The 20,297-nt window shown below is 56.0% G+C and carries 19 protein-coding genes; 3 read left to right on the top strand and 16 right to left on the bottom strand.

Features of this window, described 5'->3' with window-relative positions:
* Nucleotides 1-9 precede the first annotated feature (9 nt).
* Nucleotides 10-1,323, bottom strand: coding sequence for a tyrosine-type recombinase/integrase (locus tag EL098_RS03755; RefSeq protein WP_126354902.1), 1,314 nt, complete (start codon nucleotides 1,321-1,323; stop codon nucleotides 10-12).
* A gap of 143 nt (nucleotides 1,324-1,466) precedes the next feature.
* Here EL098_RS03755 and mutS point away from each other — a divergent pair, with 143 nt between their 5' ends.
* Entirely contained in the window at nucleotides 1,467-4,028 is a 2,562-nt protein-coding gene (mutS, locus tag EL098_RS03750; RefSeq protein WP_126354900.1) for a DNA mismatch repair protein MutS, read from the top strand.
* Between the two features lie 69 nt (nucleotides 4,029-4,097).
* Here mutS and rpoS read toward each other — a convergent pair whose 3' ends face one another.
* The 12 genes from rpoS to cysD all read right to left on the bottom strand — a co-directional run bounded on the left by rpoS (nucleotide 4,098) and on the right by cysD (nucleotide 13,875).
* Nucleotides 4,098-5,090, bottom strand: a complete 993-nt coding sequence (rpoS, locus tag EL098_RS03745; RefSeq protein WP_038479472.1) for an RNA polymerase sigma factor RpoS — start codon at nucleotides 5,088-5,090, stop codon at nucleotides 4,098-4,100.
* 56 nt (nucleotides 5,091-5,146) lie between these two features.
* Nucleotides 5,147-6,289: a murein hydrolase activator NlpD gene (gene nlpD, locus EL098_RS03740; RefSeq protein WP_126354898.1), complete on the bottom strand. Its 1,143-nt coding sequence runs from the start codon at nucleotides 6,287-6,289 to the stop codon at nucleotides 5,147-5,149.
* Between the two features lie 130 nt (nucleotides 6,290-6,419).
* Nucleotides 6,420-7,046 carry a protein-L-isoaspartate(D-aspartate) O-methyltransferase gene (locus EL098_RS03735; protein WP_126354896.1) on the bottom strand — a complete coding sequence of 209 codons (627 nt, stop codon included), beginning with the start codon at nucleotides 7,044-7,046 and terminating at the stop codon, nucleotides 6,420-6,422.
* Entirely contained in the window at nucleotides 7,040-7,801 is a 762-nt protein-coding gene (surE, locus tag EL098_RS03730) for a 5'/3'-nucleotidase SurE (protein ID WP_126354894.1), read from the bottom strand. Before surE ends, EL098_RS03735 begins: the two co-directional genes overlap by 7 nt.
* Nucleotides 7,782-8,828: a tRNA pseudouridine(13) synthase TruD gene (truD, locus tag EL098_RS03725; protein ID WP_126354892.1), complete on the bottom strand. Its 1,047-nt coding sequence runs from the start codon at nucleotides 8,826-8,828 to the stop codon at nucleotides 7,782-7,784. Before truD ends, surE begins: the two co-directional genes overlap by 20 nt.
* Nucleotides 8,828-9,307 (bottom strand): 2-C-methyl-D-erythritol 2,4-cyclodiphosphate synthase, encoded by a 480-nt coding sequence (ispF, locus tag EL098_RS03720; protein ID WP_126354890.1) that lies wholly within the window; start codon nucleotides 9,305-9,307, stop codon nucleotides 8,828-8,830. Before ispF ends, truD begins: the two co-directional genes overlap by 1 nt.
* Nucleotides 9,307-10,017, bottom strand: coding sequence for a 2-C-methyl-D-erythritol 4-phosphate cytidylyltransferase (gene ispD / locus EL098_RS03715; RefSeq protein WP_126354888.1), 711 nt, complete (start codon nucleotides 10,015-10,017; stop codon nucleotides 9,307-9,309). Before ispD ends, ispF begins: the two co-directional genes overlap by 1 nt.
* Before the next feature lie 19 nt (nucleotides 10,018-10,036).
* Nucleotides 10,037-10,363 (bottom strand): cell division protein FtsB, encoded by a 327-nt coding sequence (gene ftsB, locus EL098_RS03710; RefSeq protein ID WP_126354886.1) that lies wholly within the window; start codon nucleotides 10,361-10,363, stop codon nucleotides 10,037-10,039.
* Nucleotides 10,364-10,548: 185 nt separating this feature from the next.
* Nucleotides 10,549-10,872 (bottom strand): DUF3561 family protein, encoded by a 324-nt coding sequence (locus tag EL098_RS03705; RefSeq protein ID WP_126354884.1) that lies wholly within the window; start codon nucleotides 10,870-10,872, stop codon nucleotides 10,549-10,551.
* A gap of 50 nt (nucleotides 10,873-10,922) precedes the next feature.
* Complete coding sequence (cysC, locus tag EL098_RS03700) at nucleotides 10,923-11,528, bottom strand: adenylyl-sulfate kinase (protein WP_126354882.1); 606 nt, start codon at nucleotides 11,526-11,528, stop codon at nucleotides 10,923-10,925.
* Nucleotides 11,528-12,955 carry a sulfate adenylyltransferase subunit CysN gene (gene cysN, locus EL098_RS03695; protein WP_126354880.1) on the bottom strand — a complete coding sequence of 476 codons (1,428 nt, stop codon included), beginning with the start codon at nucleotides 12,953-12,955 and terminating at the stop codon, nucleotides 11,528-11,530. Before cysN ends, cysC begins: the two co-directional genes overlap by 1 nt.
* Nucleotides 12,956-12,966: 11 nt before the next feature.
* Complete coding sequence (cysD, locus tag EL098_RS03690; RefSeq protein WP_008458345.1) at nucleotides 12,967-13,875, bottom strand: sulfate adenylyltransferase subunit CysD; 909 nt, start codon at nucleotides 13,873-13,875, stop codon at nucleotides 12,967-12,969.
* Between the two features lie 278 nt (nucleotides 13,876-14,153).
* On the opposite strand from cysD, the gene EL098_RS03685 reads away from it, so the two are divergent.
* A complete protein-coding gene (locus EL098_RS03685; RefSeq protein ID WP_126354877.1) occupies nucleotides 14,154-15,194 on the top strand; it encodes an aminopeptidase in 1,041 nt (346 codons plus the stop codon).
* 31 nt (nucleotides 15,195-15,225) lie between these two features.
* Here EL098_RS03685 and cysH read toward each other — a convergent pair whose 3' ends face one another.
* From cysH to cysJ, 3 genes are all read right to left on the bottom strand, one after another.
* The gene (gene cysH / locus EL098_RS03680; protein WP_126354875.1) at nucleotides 15,226-15,957 is read right to left on the bottom strand and encodes a phosphoadenosine phosphosulfate reductase; all 732 of its coding nucleotides are present in this window, start codon (nucleotides 15,955-15,957) and stop codon (nucleotides 15,226-15,228) included.
* A 119-nt stretch (nucleotides 15,958-16,076) separates the two neighbouring features.
* On the bottom strand, nucleotides 16,077-17,789 hold the full coding sequence (gene cysI, locus EL098_RS03675; RefSeq protein ID WP_126354873.1) for an assimilatory sulfite reductase (NADPH) hemoprotein subunit: 1,713 nt from the start codon (nucleotides 17,787-17,789) through the stop codon (nucleotides 16,077-16,079).
* Nucleotides 17,789-19,594 (bottom strand): NADPH-dependent assimilatory sulfite reductase flavoprotein subunit, encoded by a 1,806-nt coding sequence (gene cysJ, locus EL098_RS03670; protein ID WP_126354871.1) that lies wholly within the window; start codon nucleotides 19,592-19,594, stop codon nucleotides 17,789-17,791. Before cysJ ends, cysI begins: the two co-directional genes overlap by 1 nt.
* A gap of 303 nt (nucleotides 19,595-19,897) precedes the next feature.
* Here cysJ and queD point away from each other — a divergent pair, with 303 nt between their 5' ends.
* Nucleotides 19,898-20,263, top strand: a complete 366-nt coding sequence (queD, locus tag EL098_RS03665; RefSeq protein WP_162473299.1) for a 6-carboxytetrahydropterin synthase QueD — start codon at nucleotides 19,898-19,900, stop codon at nucleotides 20,261-20,263.
* The last annotated feature ends 34 nt before the right edge of the window (nucleotides 20,264-20,297 follow it).

The following is a 20,297-nucleotide window of genomic DNA, read 5'->3' as shown; positions in this document are numbered from 1 at the left end:
ATGCATTCCTTAAAAGAAAACTAACTTAGCATCATTATTGCCCATGGAAATAGCCTCCAAATAATCCGCCCAAGCCTGTAACCACTGCTTGCACTCAGCATCATACTTATACAGGTTATAGATCCCTTCAATGCCGCCCCGCGTATGCCCCAATACCGCCTCTGCAACCTCATTAGGACACTGTAAGCGGGAGAGTCCTGTTCGTAAAGTACGACGCAAATCGTGCGGCGTCCAATGAGGTATATCAAGCATATGACCTCTTTCACGTAAACGCCATGAGTTTTCAGTTAGATACTTCTGCTGGATTGGCTTCTTAGTAGCCTGAGAAGGGAATAGATATTTGTCAGAGGTAAGGCGTAGAACTTTGAGAAAGTCGATCGCCTGATCCGATAACTGAACGTAACGCTCTACCCCAGTCTTGGTTTCTCTAAGATGAATGGTGCCTTTTTCAAGATCAACATCCTTCCATGCCATATTGCAGACTTCACCGGTACAACACCCGGTCCAGAGGGTCAGACGTAACACGTTTTTGATCGTTGGCGTATAAGCCGAACCCGGAAGCCATTTAAGAAATTTTGCAAGTTCATCCTCGCTCAGTACTCGTGTTCCTCGTCCATTTGTGAGCTTGATTCTGGTCTGTCGTAAGCTGGATTTTGCTAACAGCGCTGGATTCGCAAAACTGTCATCAAAGCGCCCAAGGCCAATTGCAAATTCATATGCAAGTGAAAGCTCCCTCAGTACATTACCAGCCTGTACGGTTGCACCTCGAGCTACAATGCCATTGATTAAATTAATAACATCCTGGCGCGTAATCTCAGCAGCATTTCGGGCTCCTAAGCTTTTAACGGCGTCACCATAGAGAGTACGACGAACCTCAGCCTGCCCTTTCGGCTTTCTGGCGCCGGGAATAACCTTCCCGTCCTTCGTTTTACGATCCTCAATACGTTCGGTAAGATACAGTTCAACTAATCCCTGTACGGTCAATTCAGGGATCTTAGCTTGTTCAGCCTCAATCGCACGCTGGAGCTTATCTTGTTTGAGTTCAGTCGCAGGACAACGACCTTCCTGTCGGAGAAGCTTTAATTCGTGAAGTTTAAGACGTGCAGCGGAGAGAGAAGTCTGCGGGAAGTTACCAATTTTAACCTGAGCAAGCTTGCCAGTCAGAGGACTTGTGTAACGGTAGAAAAAAGACTTAACCCCAGTTGTACCACAGGAGACACCTAAGCCACGATTTTCGCCAACGTCAGCCTTGTCTTGGTCGCCAGGCTTCATCATTTCTACCGCTTTAAACGAAAGTGGCTTTCCCTCTTGTTTTCCTGCCATAAAGACTCCGTTATCATGCACCTTATGCAGTCATGAACATAAATGCAGGATTTCATGAGACCCAATGAGACAACGTGAAACTCAATGACAACAACAAATATCACTAACTCATTAAAATTTAAGAACATGGACATCATAAACTGATGAGTACACTAGAGAATTTCGACGCCCACACCCCCATGATGCAGCAGTACCTGCGTCTTAAATCCGAGCACCGTGACATCCTGCTGTTTTACCGCATGGGTGACTTTTACGAACTGTTTTATGACGACGCAAAACGCGCCTCTCAGCTGCTGGATATCTCTCTGACCAAACGCGGGGCTTCTGCGGGTGAACCTATTCCGATGGCGGGTGTGCCTCATCACGCGGTAGAAAACTATCTGGCGAAGCTGGTGAATCTCGGCGAGTCCGTGGCTATCTGTGAACAAATTGGCGACCCGGCCACCACCAAAGGGCCGGTGGAGCGTAAAGTGGTTCGCATCGTCACGCCGGGCACCATCAGCGATGAAGCGCTGCTGCAGGAGCGCCAGGATAACCTGCTGGCGGCCATCTGGCAGGACAGCAAAGGCTTTGGCTATGCAACGCTCGACATCAGCTCCGGCCGCTTTCGTCTGACCGAGCCGGAAGACCGTGAAACCATGGCGGCGGAGCTTCAGCGCACCAACCCTGCAGAGCTGCTGTATGCGGAAGACTTTGCGGAAATGAGCCTGATTGAAGGTCGCCGCGGCCTGCGTCGTCGCCCGCTCTGGGAATTTGAGATTGAAACCGCGCGCCAGCAGCTGAATTTGCAGTTTGGCACGCGCGACCTGACCGGGTTTGGCGTCGAAAACGCCCATCACGCACTTTGCGCCGCAGGCTGTCTGCTGCAATATGTCAAAGATACCCAGCGCACTTCTCTGCCGCATATCCGTTCCCTCACCATGGATCGGCAGCAGGACAGCATCATTATGGATGCGGCAACACGCCGCAATCTGGAGATCACCCAGAACCTGTCCGGCGGCGTGGAAAACACGCTGGCCTCGGTGCTCGACTGCACAGTCACGCCGATGGGCAGCCGTATGCTCAAACGCTGGCTGCATATGCCGGTACGCAACGTCGACGTGCTTACCAGCCGCCAGCAGACGATTGCCGCCCTGCAGGAACGCACCGCAGAAATTCAGCCTACGCTACGCCAGGTTGGCGATCTCGAGCGTATTCTCGCCCGTCTGGCCCTTCGTACCGCACGCCCACGCGATCTGGCCCGCATGCGCTACGCCTTCCAGCAGCTCCCCGCGCTGCGGGAAATGCTGTCAGACGTAAGCACCGACTATGTGCAGACCCTGCGTGAACAGATGGGAGAGTTTGTCGAGCTGCGCGAGCTTCTGGAGCGCGCCGTTATTGAATCACCGCCGGTGCTGGTTCGCGACGGGGGCGTTATCGCTCCGGGCTACAACGAAGAGCTGGACGAATGGCGAGCCCTCGCCGACGGCGCGACGGATTATCTGGATCGACTGGAAATCCGCGAGCGTGAACGGCTGGGACTGGACACGCTTAAAGTCGGTTTTAACGCCGTGCACGGCTACTACATTCAGGTTAGCCGCGGCCAAAGCCATCTGGTGCCAATCAACTACGTTCGCCGCCAGACGCTGAAAAACGCCGAGCGCTACATTATTCCTGAGCTGAAGGAGTACGAAGATAAAGTCCTGACCTCCAAAGGCAAAGCGCTGGCGCTGGAGAAACAGCTTTATGACCAGCTGTTTGATTTGCTGCTGCCGCACCTGGAAGCGCTGCAAAAAAGCGCCACCGCGCTGGCGGAGCTCGACGTGCTGGTGAACCTGGCCGAACGTGCTTATACCCTGAACTACACCTGCCCAACGCTGACAGATAAACCCGGCATTAAGCTGGTCGGTGGTCGCCATCCGGTGGTGGAGCAGGTGCTCAGTGAGCCGTTTATCGCCAACCCGCTGAGCCTTTCGCCGCAGCGCAGAATGCTGATCATTACCGGCCCGAACATGGGTGGTAAAAGTACCTATATGCGCCAGACCGCGTTAATTGCGCTGCTGGCCTGGATCGGCAGCTTTGTGCCGGCAGAGCACGCAGAAATTGGCCCAATTGACCGCATTTTTACCCGCGTCGGCGCGGCGGATGACCTGGCTTCAGGCCGCTCGACCTTCATGGTGGAGATGACCGAAACTGCCAACATTCTGCATAACGCCACGGAACATAGCCTGGTGCTGATGGACGAGATTGGGCGCGGTACATCGACCTATGACGGGCTGTCGCTGGCCTGGGCCTGCGCCGAAAGCCTGGCAAACCGCATCAAGTCGATGACGCTGTTCGCCACCCACTACTTCGAGCTGACCACGCTGCCGGAGAAAATGGAAGGCGTCGCTAACGTGCATCTGGATGCCGTTGAGCATGGCGATACCATCGCCTTTATGCACACAGTGCAGGACGGCGCCGCCAGTAAAAGCTATGGCCTGGCCGTCGCGGCGCTTGCTGGCGTGCCAAAAGATGTCATCAAGCGCGCGCGCCAGAAGCTTCGCGAGCTGGAGAACATCTCCGGCAACGCGGCAGCAAGTCAGGTAGACGGTACGCAGATGTCGCTGCTGGTCGCTGCGGAAGAGACCTCTCCTGCCGTTGAGGCGCTGGAGAATCTGGACCCGGATTCACTCTCTCCGCGTCAGGCGCTGGAGTGGATATACCGACTTAAGAGTCTGGTGTAGCCGTGTAAAAACGGCGCGCATAAAAAAAAGCGGTGATTTGCATCACCGCTTTTTTATTTGAAGGGTCGATTATTCGCGGAACAACGCTTCGAGGTTCAGCCCCTGAGTCTGCAGGATCTCACGCAGACGACGAAGACCTTCAACCTGAATCTGACGAACGCGTTCACGAGTCAGGCCGATTTCACGCCCCACATCTTCCAGCGTCGCAGCTTCATACCCCAGCAGACCGAATCGACGAGCCAGCACTTCACGCTGCTTAGCGTTCAGTTCGAACAGCCACTTCACGATGCTCTGTTTCATATCATCGTCTTGCGTGGTGTCTTCCGGACCGTTGTCTTTCTCGTCCGCGAGGATATCCAGCAGCGCTTTCTCAGAGTCACCGCCCAATGGGGTATCTACCGAGGTAATGCGCTCGTTGAGACGCAGCATACGGCTAACGTCATCAACCGGTTTATCCAGCTGCTCGGCAATCTCTTCCGCACTTGGCTCATGGTCGAGCTTGTGGGAGAGTTCGCGAGCGGTACGCAGGTAAACGTTCAGCTCTTTCACAATGTGAATCGGCAGGCGAATCGTACGGGTTTGGTTCATGATTGCCCGTTCGATGGTCTGGCGGATCCACCATGTGGCGTAGGTTGAGAAACGGAATCCACGTTCCGGATCGAACTTCTCCACCGCACGAATAAGCCCCAGGTTGCCCTCTTCAATCAGATCCAGCAGCGCCAGACCACGATTGCTGTAACGACGGGCAATCTTCACCACCAGACGCAGGTTACTTTCGATCATGCGTCGGCGGGAGGCTACATCACCGCGCAGCGCGCGGCGAGCAAAATAGACTTCTTCTTCGGCCGTTAATAATGGAGAGTATCCGATCTCTCCAAGATAAAGCTGAGTCGCATCGAGTACACGCTGTGTTGCTCCCTGTGACAGCAACTCCTCTTCTGCAAGGTCGTTATCACTGGGTTCCTCTTCTACAAGGGCTTTTTCGTCAAAAGCCTCAACTCCGTTCTCATCATATTCCGCGTCTTCGTTTAACTCATTAACTTTCAGCGTATTCTGACTCATAAGGTGGCTCCTACCCGTGATCCCTGGGCAATACATTCAATGAATGTCTTGCCGGTTTATCGCTGCGGCAAATAACGCAGCGGGTTTACGGATTTCCCCTTGTAACGAATTTCAAAATGCAATCGTGTAGAACTGGTTCCGGTGCTACCCATGGTAGCTATTTTTTGCCCCGCCTTAACTTCTTCTTGTTCCCGGACCAGCATTGTATCGTTATGGGCGTAGGCACTCAGATAATCATCGTTATGTTTGATGATGATTAGATTACCGTAACCGCGCAGTGCGTTACCGGCATATACCACACGCCCTGCGGCGGTCGCGATAATTGCCTGTCCTTTACTGCCGGCGATATCGATACCTTTGTTGCCCCCTTCGGTTGCCGCAAAGTTTTCGATGATCTTACCGTCGGTCGGCCAGCGCCAGGTAGAGATTGGCGAGCTGTTAGACGTACTGCTGACGGTAGGTTCGGTAGAGCTAACCACAGGTGCCGTTACCGGTGCTGTGACGACAGTCGCAGCTGGCTTATTGCCTGGTAACATTTTAGTAGCACTCTGTTCACCTGAATCCTCAGAATACGTAATTGTCGGTTTAGAAGCAACCACCGTGGTGGAGTTTTGTGCAGTTGGCGTCGCCACGCCCTGCGCGCGAGCATCCGCTGCGGTCACCGCATTCTCACCGGTAATTGGCGTCCCGGAGGCGTTCCCGACCTGCAGAGTTTGCCCAACCTCAAGGCCGTAAGGAGCCGCTACGTTATTGCGCTGCGCCAGGTCACGGAAGTCGTTCCCGGTAATCCACGCAATGTAGAACAGGGTATCGCCGCGTTTAACGGTGTAGGTACTGCCGCCCGCATAGCTGCCTTTAGGAATGTTCCCATACTGCCGATTGTAGACAATGCGACCATTTTCCGTGCGCACCGGCTCGGAAACAACGGCCTGAGCCTGAGGCTGACGAGCAGGCTGAATCTGCGGCTGCTGGACGGGTTGAACCGGTTGGATCTGCGGCTGTTGAACCGGGGCAGACATTGTCGGTGGCTTAGTTACCAGCAGGCTGCCGGATGAGGAGCCAGAAGCATTGCCGTTGCCGCCAACCGAACTAATAGGTGCCTGGGTGTTATTATTGCTTGTACAGCCTGCCAGCCAAAGGCTGGTTAGCGTCAGCATTGCCGCCCGGCGTAAAGTGAAAGTTGGGCTTCCCGCGCTCATTTATCCCCCAAATGATAACAACCAGATATTCATGAAAACACTGTAGAAAATTGGCGTAAACCACGCCAGTTTTTGCTGAATTCGGCTACGTTACGCTGAATCAGCAACAAGAAAACCGGATATTTCCGGGTTATGCTAATTCGCCGCGCACTAAGGGCACAAAGCGTACAGCTTCTACCGTGTCGATTGAGAATTCGTCTCCGTGGCGACGGACGCGTTTTAAAAACTGCTGGTCGTCGCCCACGGGTAAAACAAGAATGCCGCCTTCGTTCAGCTGCGACAGCAGCGCAGTTGGAATTTCCGGCGGTGCCGCCGTCACAATGATAGCGTCAAACGGGGCCTTCGCCTGCCAGCCCTGCCAGCCATCGCCGTGACGGGTCGAAATATTGTGCAGGTCGAGCTGCTTCAGGCGGCGCCTGGCGTGCCACTGCAGCCCTTTGATCCGCTCAACGGAGCAAACGTGCCCCACCAGATGCGCCAGAATCGCTGTCTGATAGCCGCTGCCGGTGCCAATCTCCAGCACTTTCGACCGGGGCGTCAGCTCCAGCAGCTCGGTCATCCTCGCCACCATATACGGCTGGGAGATAGTCTGACCAGAGCCAATAGGTAACGCGGTATTTTCCCAGGCTTTGTGTTCAAACGCTTCGTCGACAAACTTCTCGCGCGGTACCTGCGCGATAGCCTCAAGCACCTGTTCATCCTTGATGCCCTGGGCACGAAGCTGATCGAGAAGGGTTTGTACGCGTCTGCTTACCATTGCGCCTCAACTCCGGCTTTTTCCAGCCAGTGGCCAACGACTTCATGGGCGCTGTGCGCGGTTAAATCCACGTGCAGCGGCGTCACCGAAACATAGCCCTCGTCGACGGCAGCAAAGTCGGTACCCGGCGCGACATCCAGCTTCTCCCCCGGCGGGCCAATCCAGTACACCGTATTGCCGCGCGGATCCTCCTGCCGGATCACCTGGTCCGCAGGGTGACGGCTGCCGCAGCGGGTCACGCGAATGCCTTTGATTTGATCGAGCGGCAGGTCAGGAACGTTGATGTTAAGAATGCGGCCGGTACGCAGCGGCTCCCGGGCCAGCGCCCGAAGAATGGAGCAGGTGACGGCTGCCGCAGTTTCATAGTGCTGATGGCCATCAAGCGAAACGGCAAGCGCCGGAAGCCCCAGATGACGCCCTTCCGTCGCGGCCGCAACGGTACCGGAATAGATAACATCATCACCGAGATTTGGCCCGGCATTGATGCCTGAAACCACGATGTCCGGGCGGGGATGCATCAGAGCATTGACGCCCAAATAGACGCAGTCCGTCGGCGTGCCCATCTGCACGGAGATATCGCCGTTGGCAAGGGTAAAGGTTCTTAACGATGACTCCAGCGTCAGCGAGTTGGATGCGCCGCTGCGGTTTCTGTCCGGCGCCACCACCTGCACCTCGGCAAATTCACGCAACGCTTTCGCCAGCACCTGAATGCCCGGCGCATGGATCCCGTCATCATTACTCAGCAATATTCGCATAATCACCCGCTGTGTTCATGAGTTCCCTGACAACGCTGGTGGCAAAGCTGCCCGCCGGCAGCCAGAAGTTCAGCTCGACGGTAACGTCATCCCACCAGTTCCAGCTCAGCGCTTCAGGCTGAACCAGCATCGCACGACGCGCCGCTTCGACACGTTCGCGCTTCAGCAAGCCCAGCAGAACCTCTTCGTCTGCCACGCACTGCTGCTCAAAAGCTAGCGCGGCATTTTGCGTTCCCCACTCGCCGTCGCCCGGCAGCGAAGCCGTGATCAGCAGTTCGCCGTCATCCACTCGCTGTTGCAGGGTGGGGAGTTCTTCTGGGGTCGCCACAAACCAACTGCCACGTCCTGCCAATTGTAGCGCATCGCCATCAACAACTTGATTAAAGTCTGTTTTTTTCAGACGCTGGCTAACAATCTGATTAAACAACGCGCTGCGGGCCGCCGACAACCAAAAACTGCGTTTATTTCTGTCACGCAGGGGTGCATTGCTTTCCGCCCAGCGTTTCGCCTGATGCAGGTTATTACCGCCGATGCCAAAACGCTGGCTGCCGAAATAGTTAGGCACGCCCTGCTCTGCAATGGCCTGCAGGCGCTGCTCCACTTCGTTACGGTCGCTTACTTCACGCAGGACGAGGGTAAAGCGGTTCCCCTTCAGAGCACCTAAGCGGAGCTTACGGCGGTGGCGAGCAAACTCCAGCACCTGGCAACCTTCGAGCGTAAAGGCGCTCATGTCGGGCATCTCTTTACCCGGCAGGCGAACGCAGAACCACTGTTCGGTCACGGCATGTTTATCTTTCTGCCCGGCGAAGCTCACTTCGCGAGCATGCACCTTGAGGAATTTCGCCAGCGCATCGGCCACAAAACGGGTATTGCAGCCGCTTTTCAGGATCCGCAAAAGCAGATGTTCGCCGTCGCCGTCCGGCCCAAAGCCCAGGTCCTCAATCACCACGAAGTCTTCCGGGCTGGCCTTGATAACGCCGCTGCCCTGCGGCCTACCGTGCAGCCACGTCAGGTTTTGCATATCCATTACTTGCTGGCCTTATGCAGCAGCGCGACGGCTTCGCAGGCGATGCCTTCGCCGCGCCCGGTAAAACCAAGCTTCTCGGTGGTGGTCGCTTTGACGTTAACGTCATCCATATGGCAGCCGAGATCTTCGGCGATAAACACGCGCATCTGCGGGATGTGCGGCGCCATTTTCGGTGCCTGAGCGATAATCGTGACGTCCACGTTTCCGAGCGTAAAGCCTTTCGCCTGAATGCGGCGCCATGCCTCACGCAGCAGTTCGCGGCTGTCCGCGCCTTTAAAGGCCGGATCGGTGTCCGGGAACAGCTTGCCGATATCCCCCAGCGCAGCGGCGCCCAGCAGCGCATCGGTCAGTGCATGCAGGGCAACATCGCCGTCGGAATGAGCCAGCAGTCCTTTCTCAAACGGGACACGAACGCCGCCAATAATAATCGGGCCAACGCCTGCAAAAGCATGAACATCAAAACCATGTCCGATACGCATTATAGATTCTCCGTTTGGGTTAACCGCGTAAGATAGAAAGCCGCCAGCGCCAGATCTTCAGGGCGAGTCACCTTGATATTATCAGCGCGGGCGCTAATCAGTTCTGGATGAAAGCCGCAATATTCCAGGGCTGAGGCTTCATCGGTGATGGTTGCGCCTTCATCCAGCGCGCGCAGCAGACAGCTGCGCAAAAGTTCGAGGGGAAAAAGCTGTGGCGTGAGGGCATGCCAGAGATCTTCGCGATCGACCGTATGGGCAATCAGCCCTTTGCCCGGCTCGCCCCGCTTCATGGTGTCGCGAACCGGCGCCGCCAGAATACCGCCGACCCTGCTGGTGGCGGTAATTGCCAGCAGATTCTTCAGGTCGTCCTGATGCAGGCAGGGACGCGCGGCATCATGAACCAGTACCCATTGCGCATTCCCTGCGGCCTGCAGGCCAGCAAGAACGGAATCCGCTCGCTGCTTCCCGCCGGTCACCACGGTGACGCGAGGATGGGCTGCAAGCGGCAGAGAGGAAAAGTAAGTGTCTTTGGGACTGAGCGCGACGATCACCTGGCCGACGCGCGGATGAGCCATCAGGCTGGCCACCGCGTGTTCGAGAATCGTTTTATCGCCGATGTGTAGGTACTGCTTGGGACATTCCGTTTGCATACGGCTGCCGATACCGGCGGCCGGTACCACGGCAATTACGTCCGGGGAGGAGTCTGCCATGTCTTTCACTTAAGCTAAGTTATCGATTATTTTGCCCGGCATTAGGGGTATTACCGCTGGCTGCGCGTTTAGAGGCATCCGGCACCAGGCGGTAGAATGTCTCGCCCGGTTTGGTCATGCTGAGTTCATTGCGCGCGCGCTCTTCAATCGCTTCCTGGCCACCGTTGAGGTCGTCAATTTCGGCAAAAAGCTGATCGTTGCGAGATTTTAGTTTGGCATTAGTTGCCTGCTGCGCAGCAACATCTTCGTTGACGCGCGTGTAATCATGTACGCCGTTTTTTCCGAACCACAGCGAATACTGAAGCCAGACCAGCAAGGCCAGCAACAGCAGCGTTAGTTTACCCATCCTGCCCCCTGAAAAACGGCACAATCATCCCACAACTTTTTCGTCGACTCCACTGCGGCAAGCAATTCCACCCGCCAAAGCGCGCCAGAATTTACCACATAACGCGGATTCATGCGCGATTGCAGCAAGTTTAGCTTAACGTTGCCCATAAATAGTCTGTTACGGTTTGACGCAGTTCGGCACGGCTAGCCCATAAGCCACATAAAGAGCACGCCGAACATTAGCGCAACGGAGAGTAGCGTAGCAAGACAGCTAAACAGCAGCTTGCCGCGCAAAAGCGAGTGTACGGCTATCCCCACCACCACGGCGACCGGCATCAGCGCCAGGAAGAATGGCCAGGTGTAGAGGAAGAAAAAGAGGGTATTGGGGCCGTACATCATGAAGGGAATGCCTAGCGCCAGCAGCCACGACAAAAAGCCGATAAACGCCCCGGGTAATGACCAGGTTGTCTCCTCGACGGTCGGGCTGGGTTCAGCCTGAGAAATAACGATATTCGTGCTGTTGCGCATAACTGATTTCATAGCCTTGATGGCCGGAAGCGTTGTGCTTCCGGGCGTCTTCAGCAATTGATGATATCGTCGCGACGCAGCAGGTCTAATATTTGGGCCACTAAATTTGTTACTAATTGTTCGCCGTCTAAGTGAATTTCCGCCTTTGTCGGCGCCTCGTACGTCGAGTCAATGCCGGTAAAATTCTTTAGCTCTCCTGCCCGGGCCTTCTTGTAGAGGCCTTTAGGATCGCGAGTTTCACAGATCGCAAGCGGCGTATCCACAAACACTTCGTAGAACCGCCCTTCCCCGGCTCGCTCGCGCACCATTTGCCTTTCGGCCCGGTGCGGCGAGATAAATGCGCTGAGCACCACCAGACCCGCGTCAACCATCAGGCCTGCCACTTCCCCGACACGACGGATATTCTCTTTGCGATCGGCATCGCTAAAGCCAAGATCGCTGCACAGCCCGTGACGCACGTTATCCCCATCCAACAGGTACGTGCTTACGCCAAGTTTATGCAGCTCCTGTTCAAGCGCGCCGGCAACGGTTGATTTCCCGGAGCCGGACAAGCCGGTGAACCACAGCACCGCCCCGCGGTGCTTGTGCAAGGCTTCACGCTGCTCACGCGTCACCGGGTGAGCATGCCAGACCACGTTTTCATCATGGTCGGCCATTACTTGCCTCCCAGCAGATCGCGAGCGCCCCAGTGTGGGAAGTGACGGCGGACCAGGGCGTTCAGCTCAAGCTCAAACGCGCTGTAGGCCGAAGGCTCCTGATACACCTCTTCCTGCGGCTCACGCACCATGCCAGCACCCACGGTGACGTTACTCAGGCGGTCGATGAAGATCAGTCCGCCGGTCACCGGATTCGCCTGATATTTATCGAGCACCAGCGGCTCGTCGAAGGTCAAATCCACCAGCCCGATGCCGTTCAGCGGCAGACTCTCTACGACACGCTGGGTCAGGGAGTTGATCTCAACCTGGTACTGAATATTGTCGACGCGGGCGCGGGTTTTCTTCCCGGCGATTTTGATATCAAAGCTCTGGCCCGGGACCAGCGGCTGCTCCGCCATCCACACCACGTCAACTTTAGCGCTCTGAACGGCAGCCAGCGATTCCGTCGCCGCCACCAGCAGATCGCCCCGGCTGATGTCGATTTCATCTTTCAGCACCAGGGTTATCGCTTCACCCGCGCCGGCTTGTTGCAAATCTCCATCAAAAGTCACGATTCGGGCTATGCTCGACTCCACGCCTGACGGCAACACTTTGACGCGCTGGCCCACGCTGACGGTGCCTGAAGCAAGCGTCCCCGCGTAGCCGCGGAAGTCCAGATTTGGGCGGTTAACGTACTGCACCGGGAAGCGCATTGGCTGCTGCTCTACGCCGCGGACAATCTCAACCGTTTCCAGCACCTCCAGCAGCGTCGGGCCGCTGTACCACGGCATTTGGGCGCTGGTGCTTGCTACGTTATCCCCTTCGAGCGCGGAAAGCGGAACAAAGCGAATATCCAGGTCCGCCGGCAGCTGCTGGGCGAAGGTCAGGTAATCCTGTTTAATCTGCTCATAGGTCTGCTCGCTAAATGCCACCAGATCCATTTTGTTGATCGCCACCACCAGGTGTTTGATCCCAAGCAGCGTGGAGATAAAGCTGTGACGACGGGTTTGATCTAATACGCCTTTGCGGGCATCGATCAGCAGGATCGCGAGGTCGCAGGTGGATGCGCCTGTCGCCATATTACGGGTGTACTGCTCGTGCCCCGGCGTGTCGGCGATGATAAACTTGCGCTTCTCGGTGGAGAAATAGCGGTAGGCCACGTCAATCGTGATGCCCTGCTCACGCTCTGCCTGCAGGCCATCAACCAGCAAAGCTAAGTCGAGTTTTTCACCCTGCGTACCGTGACGTTTGCTGTCGGTGTGCAGCGACGAGAGCTGGTCTTCATAAATCTGGCGCGTGTCGTGCAGCAGGCGCCCAATCAGGGTGCTTTTGCCGTCATCGACGCTGCCGCAGGTCAAAAACCGCAGCAGGCTTTTGTGCTGCTGGGCGTGCAGATAGGCTTCTACGCCGCCTTCGTCAGCGATTTGTTGTGCAATAGTGGTGTTCATCTGGCGGCTCCTTAGAAATAACCCTGGCGTTTTTTCAGCTCCATAGAGCCGGCCTGGTCGCGGTCAATCATGCGTCCCTGGCGTTCACTGGTGGTGGAGACCAGCATCTCTTCGATGATCTCCGGCAGCGTCTGCGCGGTGGACTCCACCGCGCCGGTCAACGGCCAGCAGCCCAGGGTACGGAAGCGCACCATACGTTGTTCAATCACCTCGCCCGGCTGCAGATCGATGCGATCGTCGTCAATCATCATCAGCATACCGTCGCGCTCCAGTACCGGGCGCGGTGCCGCAAGGTATAACGGAACAATGTCGATATTTTCCAGATAGATATACTGCCAGATATCCAGCTCGGTCCAGTTGGAGAGCGGGAATACGCGAATGCTTTCGCCCTTATTGATCTGGCCGTTGTAGTTATGCCACAGCTCAGGGCGCTGGTTTTTCGGGTCCCAGCGGTGGAAGCGATCGCGGAAGGAATAGATACGCTCTTTCGCTCGCGACTTCTCTTCATCACGACGCGCGCCGCCAAAGGCCGCGTCAAAACCGTATTTATTCAGCGCCTGCTTAAGGCCTTCGGTTTTCATGATGTCGGTATGCTTGGCGCTGCCGTGAACAAACGGGTTGATGCCCATCGCCACGCCCTCAGGGTTGCGGTGTACGATAAGATCGCAACCATAGGCCTTCGCCGTACGGTCGCGGAACTCGTACATTTCACGGAATTTCCAGCCGGTATCGACGTGCAATAGCGGGAACGGCAGCGTGCCTGGGTAGAACGCTTTACGGGCCAGATGCAGCATGACCGAAGAGTCTTTACCAATGGAATACATCATCACCGGATTAGAAAATTCGGCAGCGACCTCGCGGATAATATGGATGCTTTCAGCCTCCAGTTGCCGCAAGTGAGTGAGTCTTTTCTGGTCCATAACCTTCCCTTAAGCAGATGCGCCGCGGCCGTTCATCGCAGCCGCTTGAGATTTAATCTAAGGGGACTATAAGTCGTGGGCTTATTTGTTATGAAATTACGAATTGGAATGACTAGTTCCCGAAAAGAATAACGCTATCGCAAAGCTAACAACAAAATGTGCTTAACCGACCGTTTTTTCCGGGGTTTAAGAGCAAATGAAATTGTTTAACCTGGCTCACAGTTTCATACTAATGGCGCTCAAAATTTCCGACAAATAAAGATGAATAAGGACGTACTATGTTTTCCGCATTGCGCCGCTCGGTGATTTGCCTGGCGCTGGGCGCGTGCTTTAGTTTTCCCTCCGTGGCCAGGGTCCCGCAGCAAGGCGATATTGCCGACCAGCAAACTCGCCATATCGCCACCTATTTCCCGGGACGAATGACCGGCAGCCCGGCCGAAATGCTGGCCGCAGACTATCTTCAGCAGCAGTTTAAAAGCTGGGGTTACCAGAGCGATATTCGCCAGTTTAATACCCGCTACCTTTACACCACGAAGGCAGGCCACCAGAACTGGCATAACGTCACCACCAGCAGCGTGATTGCAGCGCGTGAAGGTAAGGAACCGCAGCAGATTATTATCATGGCGCATCTGGATACCTATACGCCGCTTAACGATAAAGACGTGGACAACAACCTCGGCGGCCTGACCCTGCAGGGCGTAGACGATAACGCCTCCGGCCTCGGCGTAATGCTCGAGCTGGCTGAACGACTGAAAGATATTCCCACCCGCTACGGCATCCGCTTTATCGCCACCAGCGGAGAGGAGATCGGCTCGCTGGGGGCGAAGAACATTCTGCAGCGCATGAGCAAAGAGGAGCAGGCCAACACGCTGCTGGTGATCAACCTGGATAGCCTGATTGTGGGCGATAAGCTCTATTTTAATAGCGGGACGTCAACGCCTGCGGCAGTGCGCAAACTCACCCGCGACAGGGCGCTGGCCCTTGCCCATCGCGCCGGGATCCAGGCGGCCAGCAACCCCGGGCTGAACGCGAAATTCCCGAAAGGCACTGGCTGCTGCAGCGATGGCGACCCCTTCGATAAAGCCGGGATCCCCGTACTCTACGTTGAAGCAACCAACTGGGCGCTGGGCGCGAAAGACGGTTACCAGCAACGCGGTAAAAATAAGGCATTCCCCAACGGCACCAGTTGGCACAACGCGACGCTCGACAATCTGGAGTATCTGGATAAAGCGCTGCCGGGCAGAATTAAGCGACGCAGCCATGATGCGGTGCGCATTCTGCTGCCGCTGGTGACAGAGTTGGCGAAAGCCGGGAAGTGATTTTCCCCTCGCCCTTCAGGCGAGGGAAGGTTTATTCGTGCAGGCCACACTCGCGCTTCAGGCCAAAGAAGCGCGTCTCTTCTTCTGCCATTCCTGGCTCCCACTTACGAGTGGTGTGGGTATCGCCTACGGAAAGATAGCCCTGATCCCACAGCGGGTGATACTTAAGCCCGTGTTCAGTCAGGTACTGATACACCGTGCGGTTATCCCAGTCGATGATCGGCAGAATTTTAAAGACTTCACGCTGCACCGCCAGAACCGGCAGATGCGCACGGCTGCCCGACTGTTCACGGCGCAGGCCAGCAAACCAGGTTTGCGCCTCAAGCGTTTTCAGCGCGCGGTTCATCGGCTCAACTTTATTGATCTCGTTGTAACGCTCAATTCCCTCGACGCCCTGCTCCCACAGTTTGCCATAGCGCGCTTCCTGCCACGCCGGGCTTTCGGTCGCACGGAACACCTGCAGGTTCAGCTTCAGTTTGTCGGTCAGCTCGTCGATAAACCGGTAGGTTTCCGGGAACAGATAGCCGGTATCAGTCAGGATCACCGGGATATCAGGACGCTGCTGCGTCACCAGATGCAGGCAGACGGCGGCCTGAATGCCGAAGCTGGACGAGAGGACAAATTCCCCTGGCAAATTGTCCAGCGCCCAGGTCACTCGCTGCTGGGCGCTAAGTTTTTCCAGCTGAGCGTTAACTTCGGCGAGCGCCATCACGCGCTCGACCTTGGGCAGTTCGTTCAGCGCTTTTAAATCGAGTCCGGACATACGTGCCTCGCTTAGTGATAAATGATCTTCACCCCGGCCCTCTCCCTGGAAGGGAGAGGGGGGAAAGCGAATAATCCCCTCTCCCCTTTGGGGAGAGGGTTAGGGTGAGGGGATAAAAACTAGTCCCACAAATCCCTGGCCGGATCGAGCACCGGGCGAATAATCCCGGCACGCACGGTGAAATCGCCAAAGCCTTCGTCGGCCTCGCGCTCTTTCGCCCAGCGCCCCACCAGCTCATCAATCGAGCTGAGGATCTCCGGCTCGGTGATATTTTCGCGGTACATGCGCGGAATACGCGTCCCGATGCGGTTGCCGCCAATATGCAGGTTATAGCGCCCTGGCGCTTTACCCACGAGGCCAATTTCAGCCAACATTGCGCGGCCACAGCCGTTCGGGCAGCCGGTGACACGCATCACAATGTGCTCATCCGGCACCTTGTGTTTATCCATCACCTGCTCAACTTTGGTGACAAACTCAGGCAGGAAGCGCTCGGCTTCCGCCATCGCCAGCGGACAGGTCGGGAACGCCACGCAGGCCATTGAGTTCTCACGCTGCGGCGTTACCGCATTCATCAGTCCGTGCTCAGTAGCCAGCTTCTCGATTTTAGCCTTCTCGCTTTCCGGCACGCCGGCAACGATCAGGTTCTGGTTTGCCGTCAGGCGGAAATCGCCTTTATGGATCTTAGCGATCTCAAGCAGGCCGGTTTTCAGCGGTCGCCCCGGATAATCCAGGATGCGCCCGTTTTCGATAAACAGCGTCAGGTGCCATTTGTCGTCGATACCTTTAACCCAGCCAATACGATCGCCGCGGCCGGTAAATTCATAAGCGCGAGTGGGTTCAAACTTGATACCCGCGCGACGCTCGACTTCCGCCTTAAACACCTCAACGCCGACGCGCTCAAGGGTATATTTGGTTTTGGCATTTTTACGGTCGGTACGGTTCCCCCAGTCGCGCTGGGTAGTCACCACCGCTTCCGCTACCGCCAGAGTATGCTCCAGCGGAATGTAGCCGAATTCGCTTGCCGTGCGGGCATAGGTATTTTTATTGCCATGCTCGATGGACAGGCCACCGCCAACCAGCAGGTTAAAGCCAACCAGCTTGCCGTTTTCCGCAATCGCAATGAAGTTCATGTCGTTGGCGTGCAGATCAACATCGTTCTGCGGTGGGATCACTACCGTAGTTTTAAATTTACGCGGCAGATAGGTTGGCCCCAGAATCGGCTCTTCATCCGTGGTGGCGACTTTCTCTTTATCCCACCAAATCTCGGCGTAGGCGCGGGTGCGCGGCAGCAGGTGCTCAGAAAGCTTTTTCGCCCATTCATAGGCTTCCTGATGCAGCTCAGACTCCACCGGGTTAGAGGTACACAGCACGTTGCGGTTTACGTCGTTGGCGGTTGCCAGCGCGTCCAGGCCAACCTCATGCAGCATTTCATGCGCAGGCTTCACGTTCTTCTTCAGAATACCGTGGAACTGGAACGTCTGGCGGTTGGTCAGGCGGATGCTGCCGTAGATCGTTTTATCTTCGGCAAACTTATCAATGGCCTGCCACTGCCGGGTGGTGATGATCCCGCCCGGCAGGCGGCAGCGGAGCATCATCGCGTGGCGCGGCTCCAGCTTTTGCTCAGCACGCTCGGCGCGGATATCGCGGTCATCCTGCTGATACATACCGTGAAAACGGATCAGCAGGAAGTTGTCGCCGTTAAAGCCGCCGGTCAGGCCATCCTGCAGATCTTCTTTGATAGTGCCGCGCAGGAAATCGCTATCGCGCTTTAGCCGTTCGGCGTCGACCAGTTTGCCTTCGACCACCAGAGGGCCAGGGTGTTTTTCGCTCATTAGTAGACATCTCGCTGATAACGGCGCTCAACGCGCAGCTCACTTAAAAATTCATCCGCCGTTTCGGTGTCCATGCCACCGTGTTCGGCAACCACTTCCAGTAACGCCTGCTCAACGTCCTTCGCCATACGGTTGGCGTCGCCGCAGACGTAAATGTGGGCACCTTCCTGAATCCAGCGCCACAGCTCCGCGCCTTTTTCGCGCAGTTTGTCTTGTACGTATATTTTATGCTGCTGGTCGCGGGACCAGGCTAAATCGATGTTCGTCAGCAGGCCGTCTTTGACATAGCGCTGCCATTCCACCTGATAAAGGAAATCTTCGGTAAAGTGCGGGTTACCAAAGAACAGCCAGTTCTTGCCGCTCGCACCCTCGTTATCACGCTGCTGAATAAAGGCGCGGAACGGCGCAATGCCGGTGCCTGGGCCAATCATGATAACCGGAGTTTCCGGGTTAGCCGGTAAGCGGAAGTTATCGTTGTGCTCAATGAACACGCGCACTTCGCCGTCCTCTTCAAGGCGGTCGGCCAGGAAGCCTGACGCGCCCCCGCTGCGGGCACGGCCCTCGATCTCATAGCGCACAGCGCCCACGGTAATATGGACTTCGGTTTCGGCTTCCGCCTGCGAAGAGGCAATCGAGTAAAGGCGCGGCGTTAACGGGCGCAGCAGGCCAACCAGCTGTTCAGCCGTCAGCTCTGCCGGTGCGTAGCGAGCCATATCCACAATCGGCGTCGTCTGCGCATAGTGCTGCAATTTTGCTTTATCGCCTACCAGCTCCAGCAGTGCCGAATTGCGGGTCAGCTGAGCGTAGTTTTCGACGATATTGCCGGTGTTCACCGTCAGCTCGAAGTGCCACTGCAGGGCTTCGCTGAGCGGCAGCGTTTTGCCGTCAACGGTGACGCTTTCATCGCCCTTCAGCCACAGCAAATCGGTCAGCTCTTTGACCAGCGCCGGATCGTTCTGGTACCAGACGCCAAGCGCATCGCCAGGCTGATAGCGCAGGCCAGAATCGCCAAGATCGATTTCGATATGACGCACGTCTTTATCGGAGTCACGGCCGGTGATTTTCTGGTTAACCGCGAGCGTGGCGGTTAGCGGAGATTCTTTACTGTAAGGGCTGGTGAAAATTTCGTTGCTTACGCCCGTAGCGCTCGCGGTTGCCTGCGCCGGGGTTTCTGTCGGGACGCGAGACTTCAGCAGCTCGACAATTTTGCTGCGCCATTCTTGCGCCGCAGGCTGGTATTCGACGTCGGTATCGACGCGTTCCAGCAGGCGTTCACCGCCCAATTCCGCCAGCTTGCTGTCAAAATCTTTGCCGGACTGGCAGAAGAATTCATACGAGCTGTCGCCGAGGCCAAAGACGGCAAATGCAGTACCGTCCAGCTTTGGTGCCTTTTTCGAAAACAGGAATTTGTGCAGGGCCACGGCCTCTTCCGGCGGTTCCCCCTCCCCTTGCGTGGAGCTGACGACAATCAGCAGCTTCTCCTGGGCAATTTGCTTGAATTTATAGTCGCCCGCATTCACCAGATTAACGTTCAGCTTCGCCGCCAGCAGATCGTCACGCAGCTGCTCGCTCACGCGGCGCGCGTTGCCGGTCTGGGAAGCGGAAATCAGCGTGATAACCGGGACTTCAGCCGCAGGCGCTGGCGCCGCCGTGACCGAACCGGGCTGCTGGTTAATCATTCCCCAGAAATAGCCGGATAACCAGGCCAGCTGAGTGGTCGAAAAATCAGTGGTCGCCGCCTGAAGGCGTGCCAGCTGGTCCGGCGTTAGCGGCAGCAAAGCGCTCGGTGGAACCTGAGAAGTCATACGTATTTAGCTTCCAGTAGCAAAGGGCAAAAAAAGGGCTTACAGACTGTAATGAGTCAAGGTTAACCAGCAGGTTATCAACAATTAAAGAAGGGATGGAAATAATAAATAACTAAAACGACTAATCGTTTTTTCAGGTAAATCATAGTGTTAAAAGTGATTAACTAACTAACTGATGAATATGAGATTTTAGCCAACATAACGCTGCTTACGCCGTGTCGCCCGGCGGCGGCCCGTTTAGTTAATGCGAAAAATAGTCCATTCCGCTATCATGCGGCGGTTTTTTGAATTCCAGAGAGTCGAATGATGTCCACCACCCTGTTTAAAGATTTTACCTTTGAAGCCGCTCACCGCCTGCCGCACGTGCCGGAAGGCCACAAATGCGGTCGCCTGCATGGCCACTCCTTTATGGTGCGCCTGGAGATCACCGGCGAGGTAGATCCCTATACCGGCTGGATCATGGATTTCTCCGAGCTGAAAGCGGCGTTTAAGCCAACTTACGATCGCCTCGATCACTATTATCTGAACGATATCCCTGGGCTGGAAAACCCCACCAGCGAAGTGCTGGCGAAGTGGATTTGGGATCAGATGAAGCCTGTCGTTCCGCTTCTGAGCGCGGTGATGATTAAAGAGACCTGCACCGCTGGCTGCGTCTACCGCGGCGAATAAGATAAAAAGTCCGGAAATCAACCCGGACTTTTCC

Source organism: Cedecea lapagei, assembly GCF_900635955.1.
GTDB classification, from domain to species: Bacteria; Pseudomonadota; Gammaproteobacteria; order Enterobacterales; family Enterobacteriaceae; genus Cedecea; species Cedecea lapagei.
Note: the sequence above shows the minus strand (reverse complement) of the source record. Positions and strands in the feature narration are given on the sequence as shown.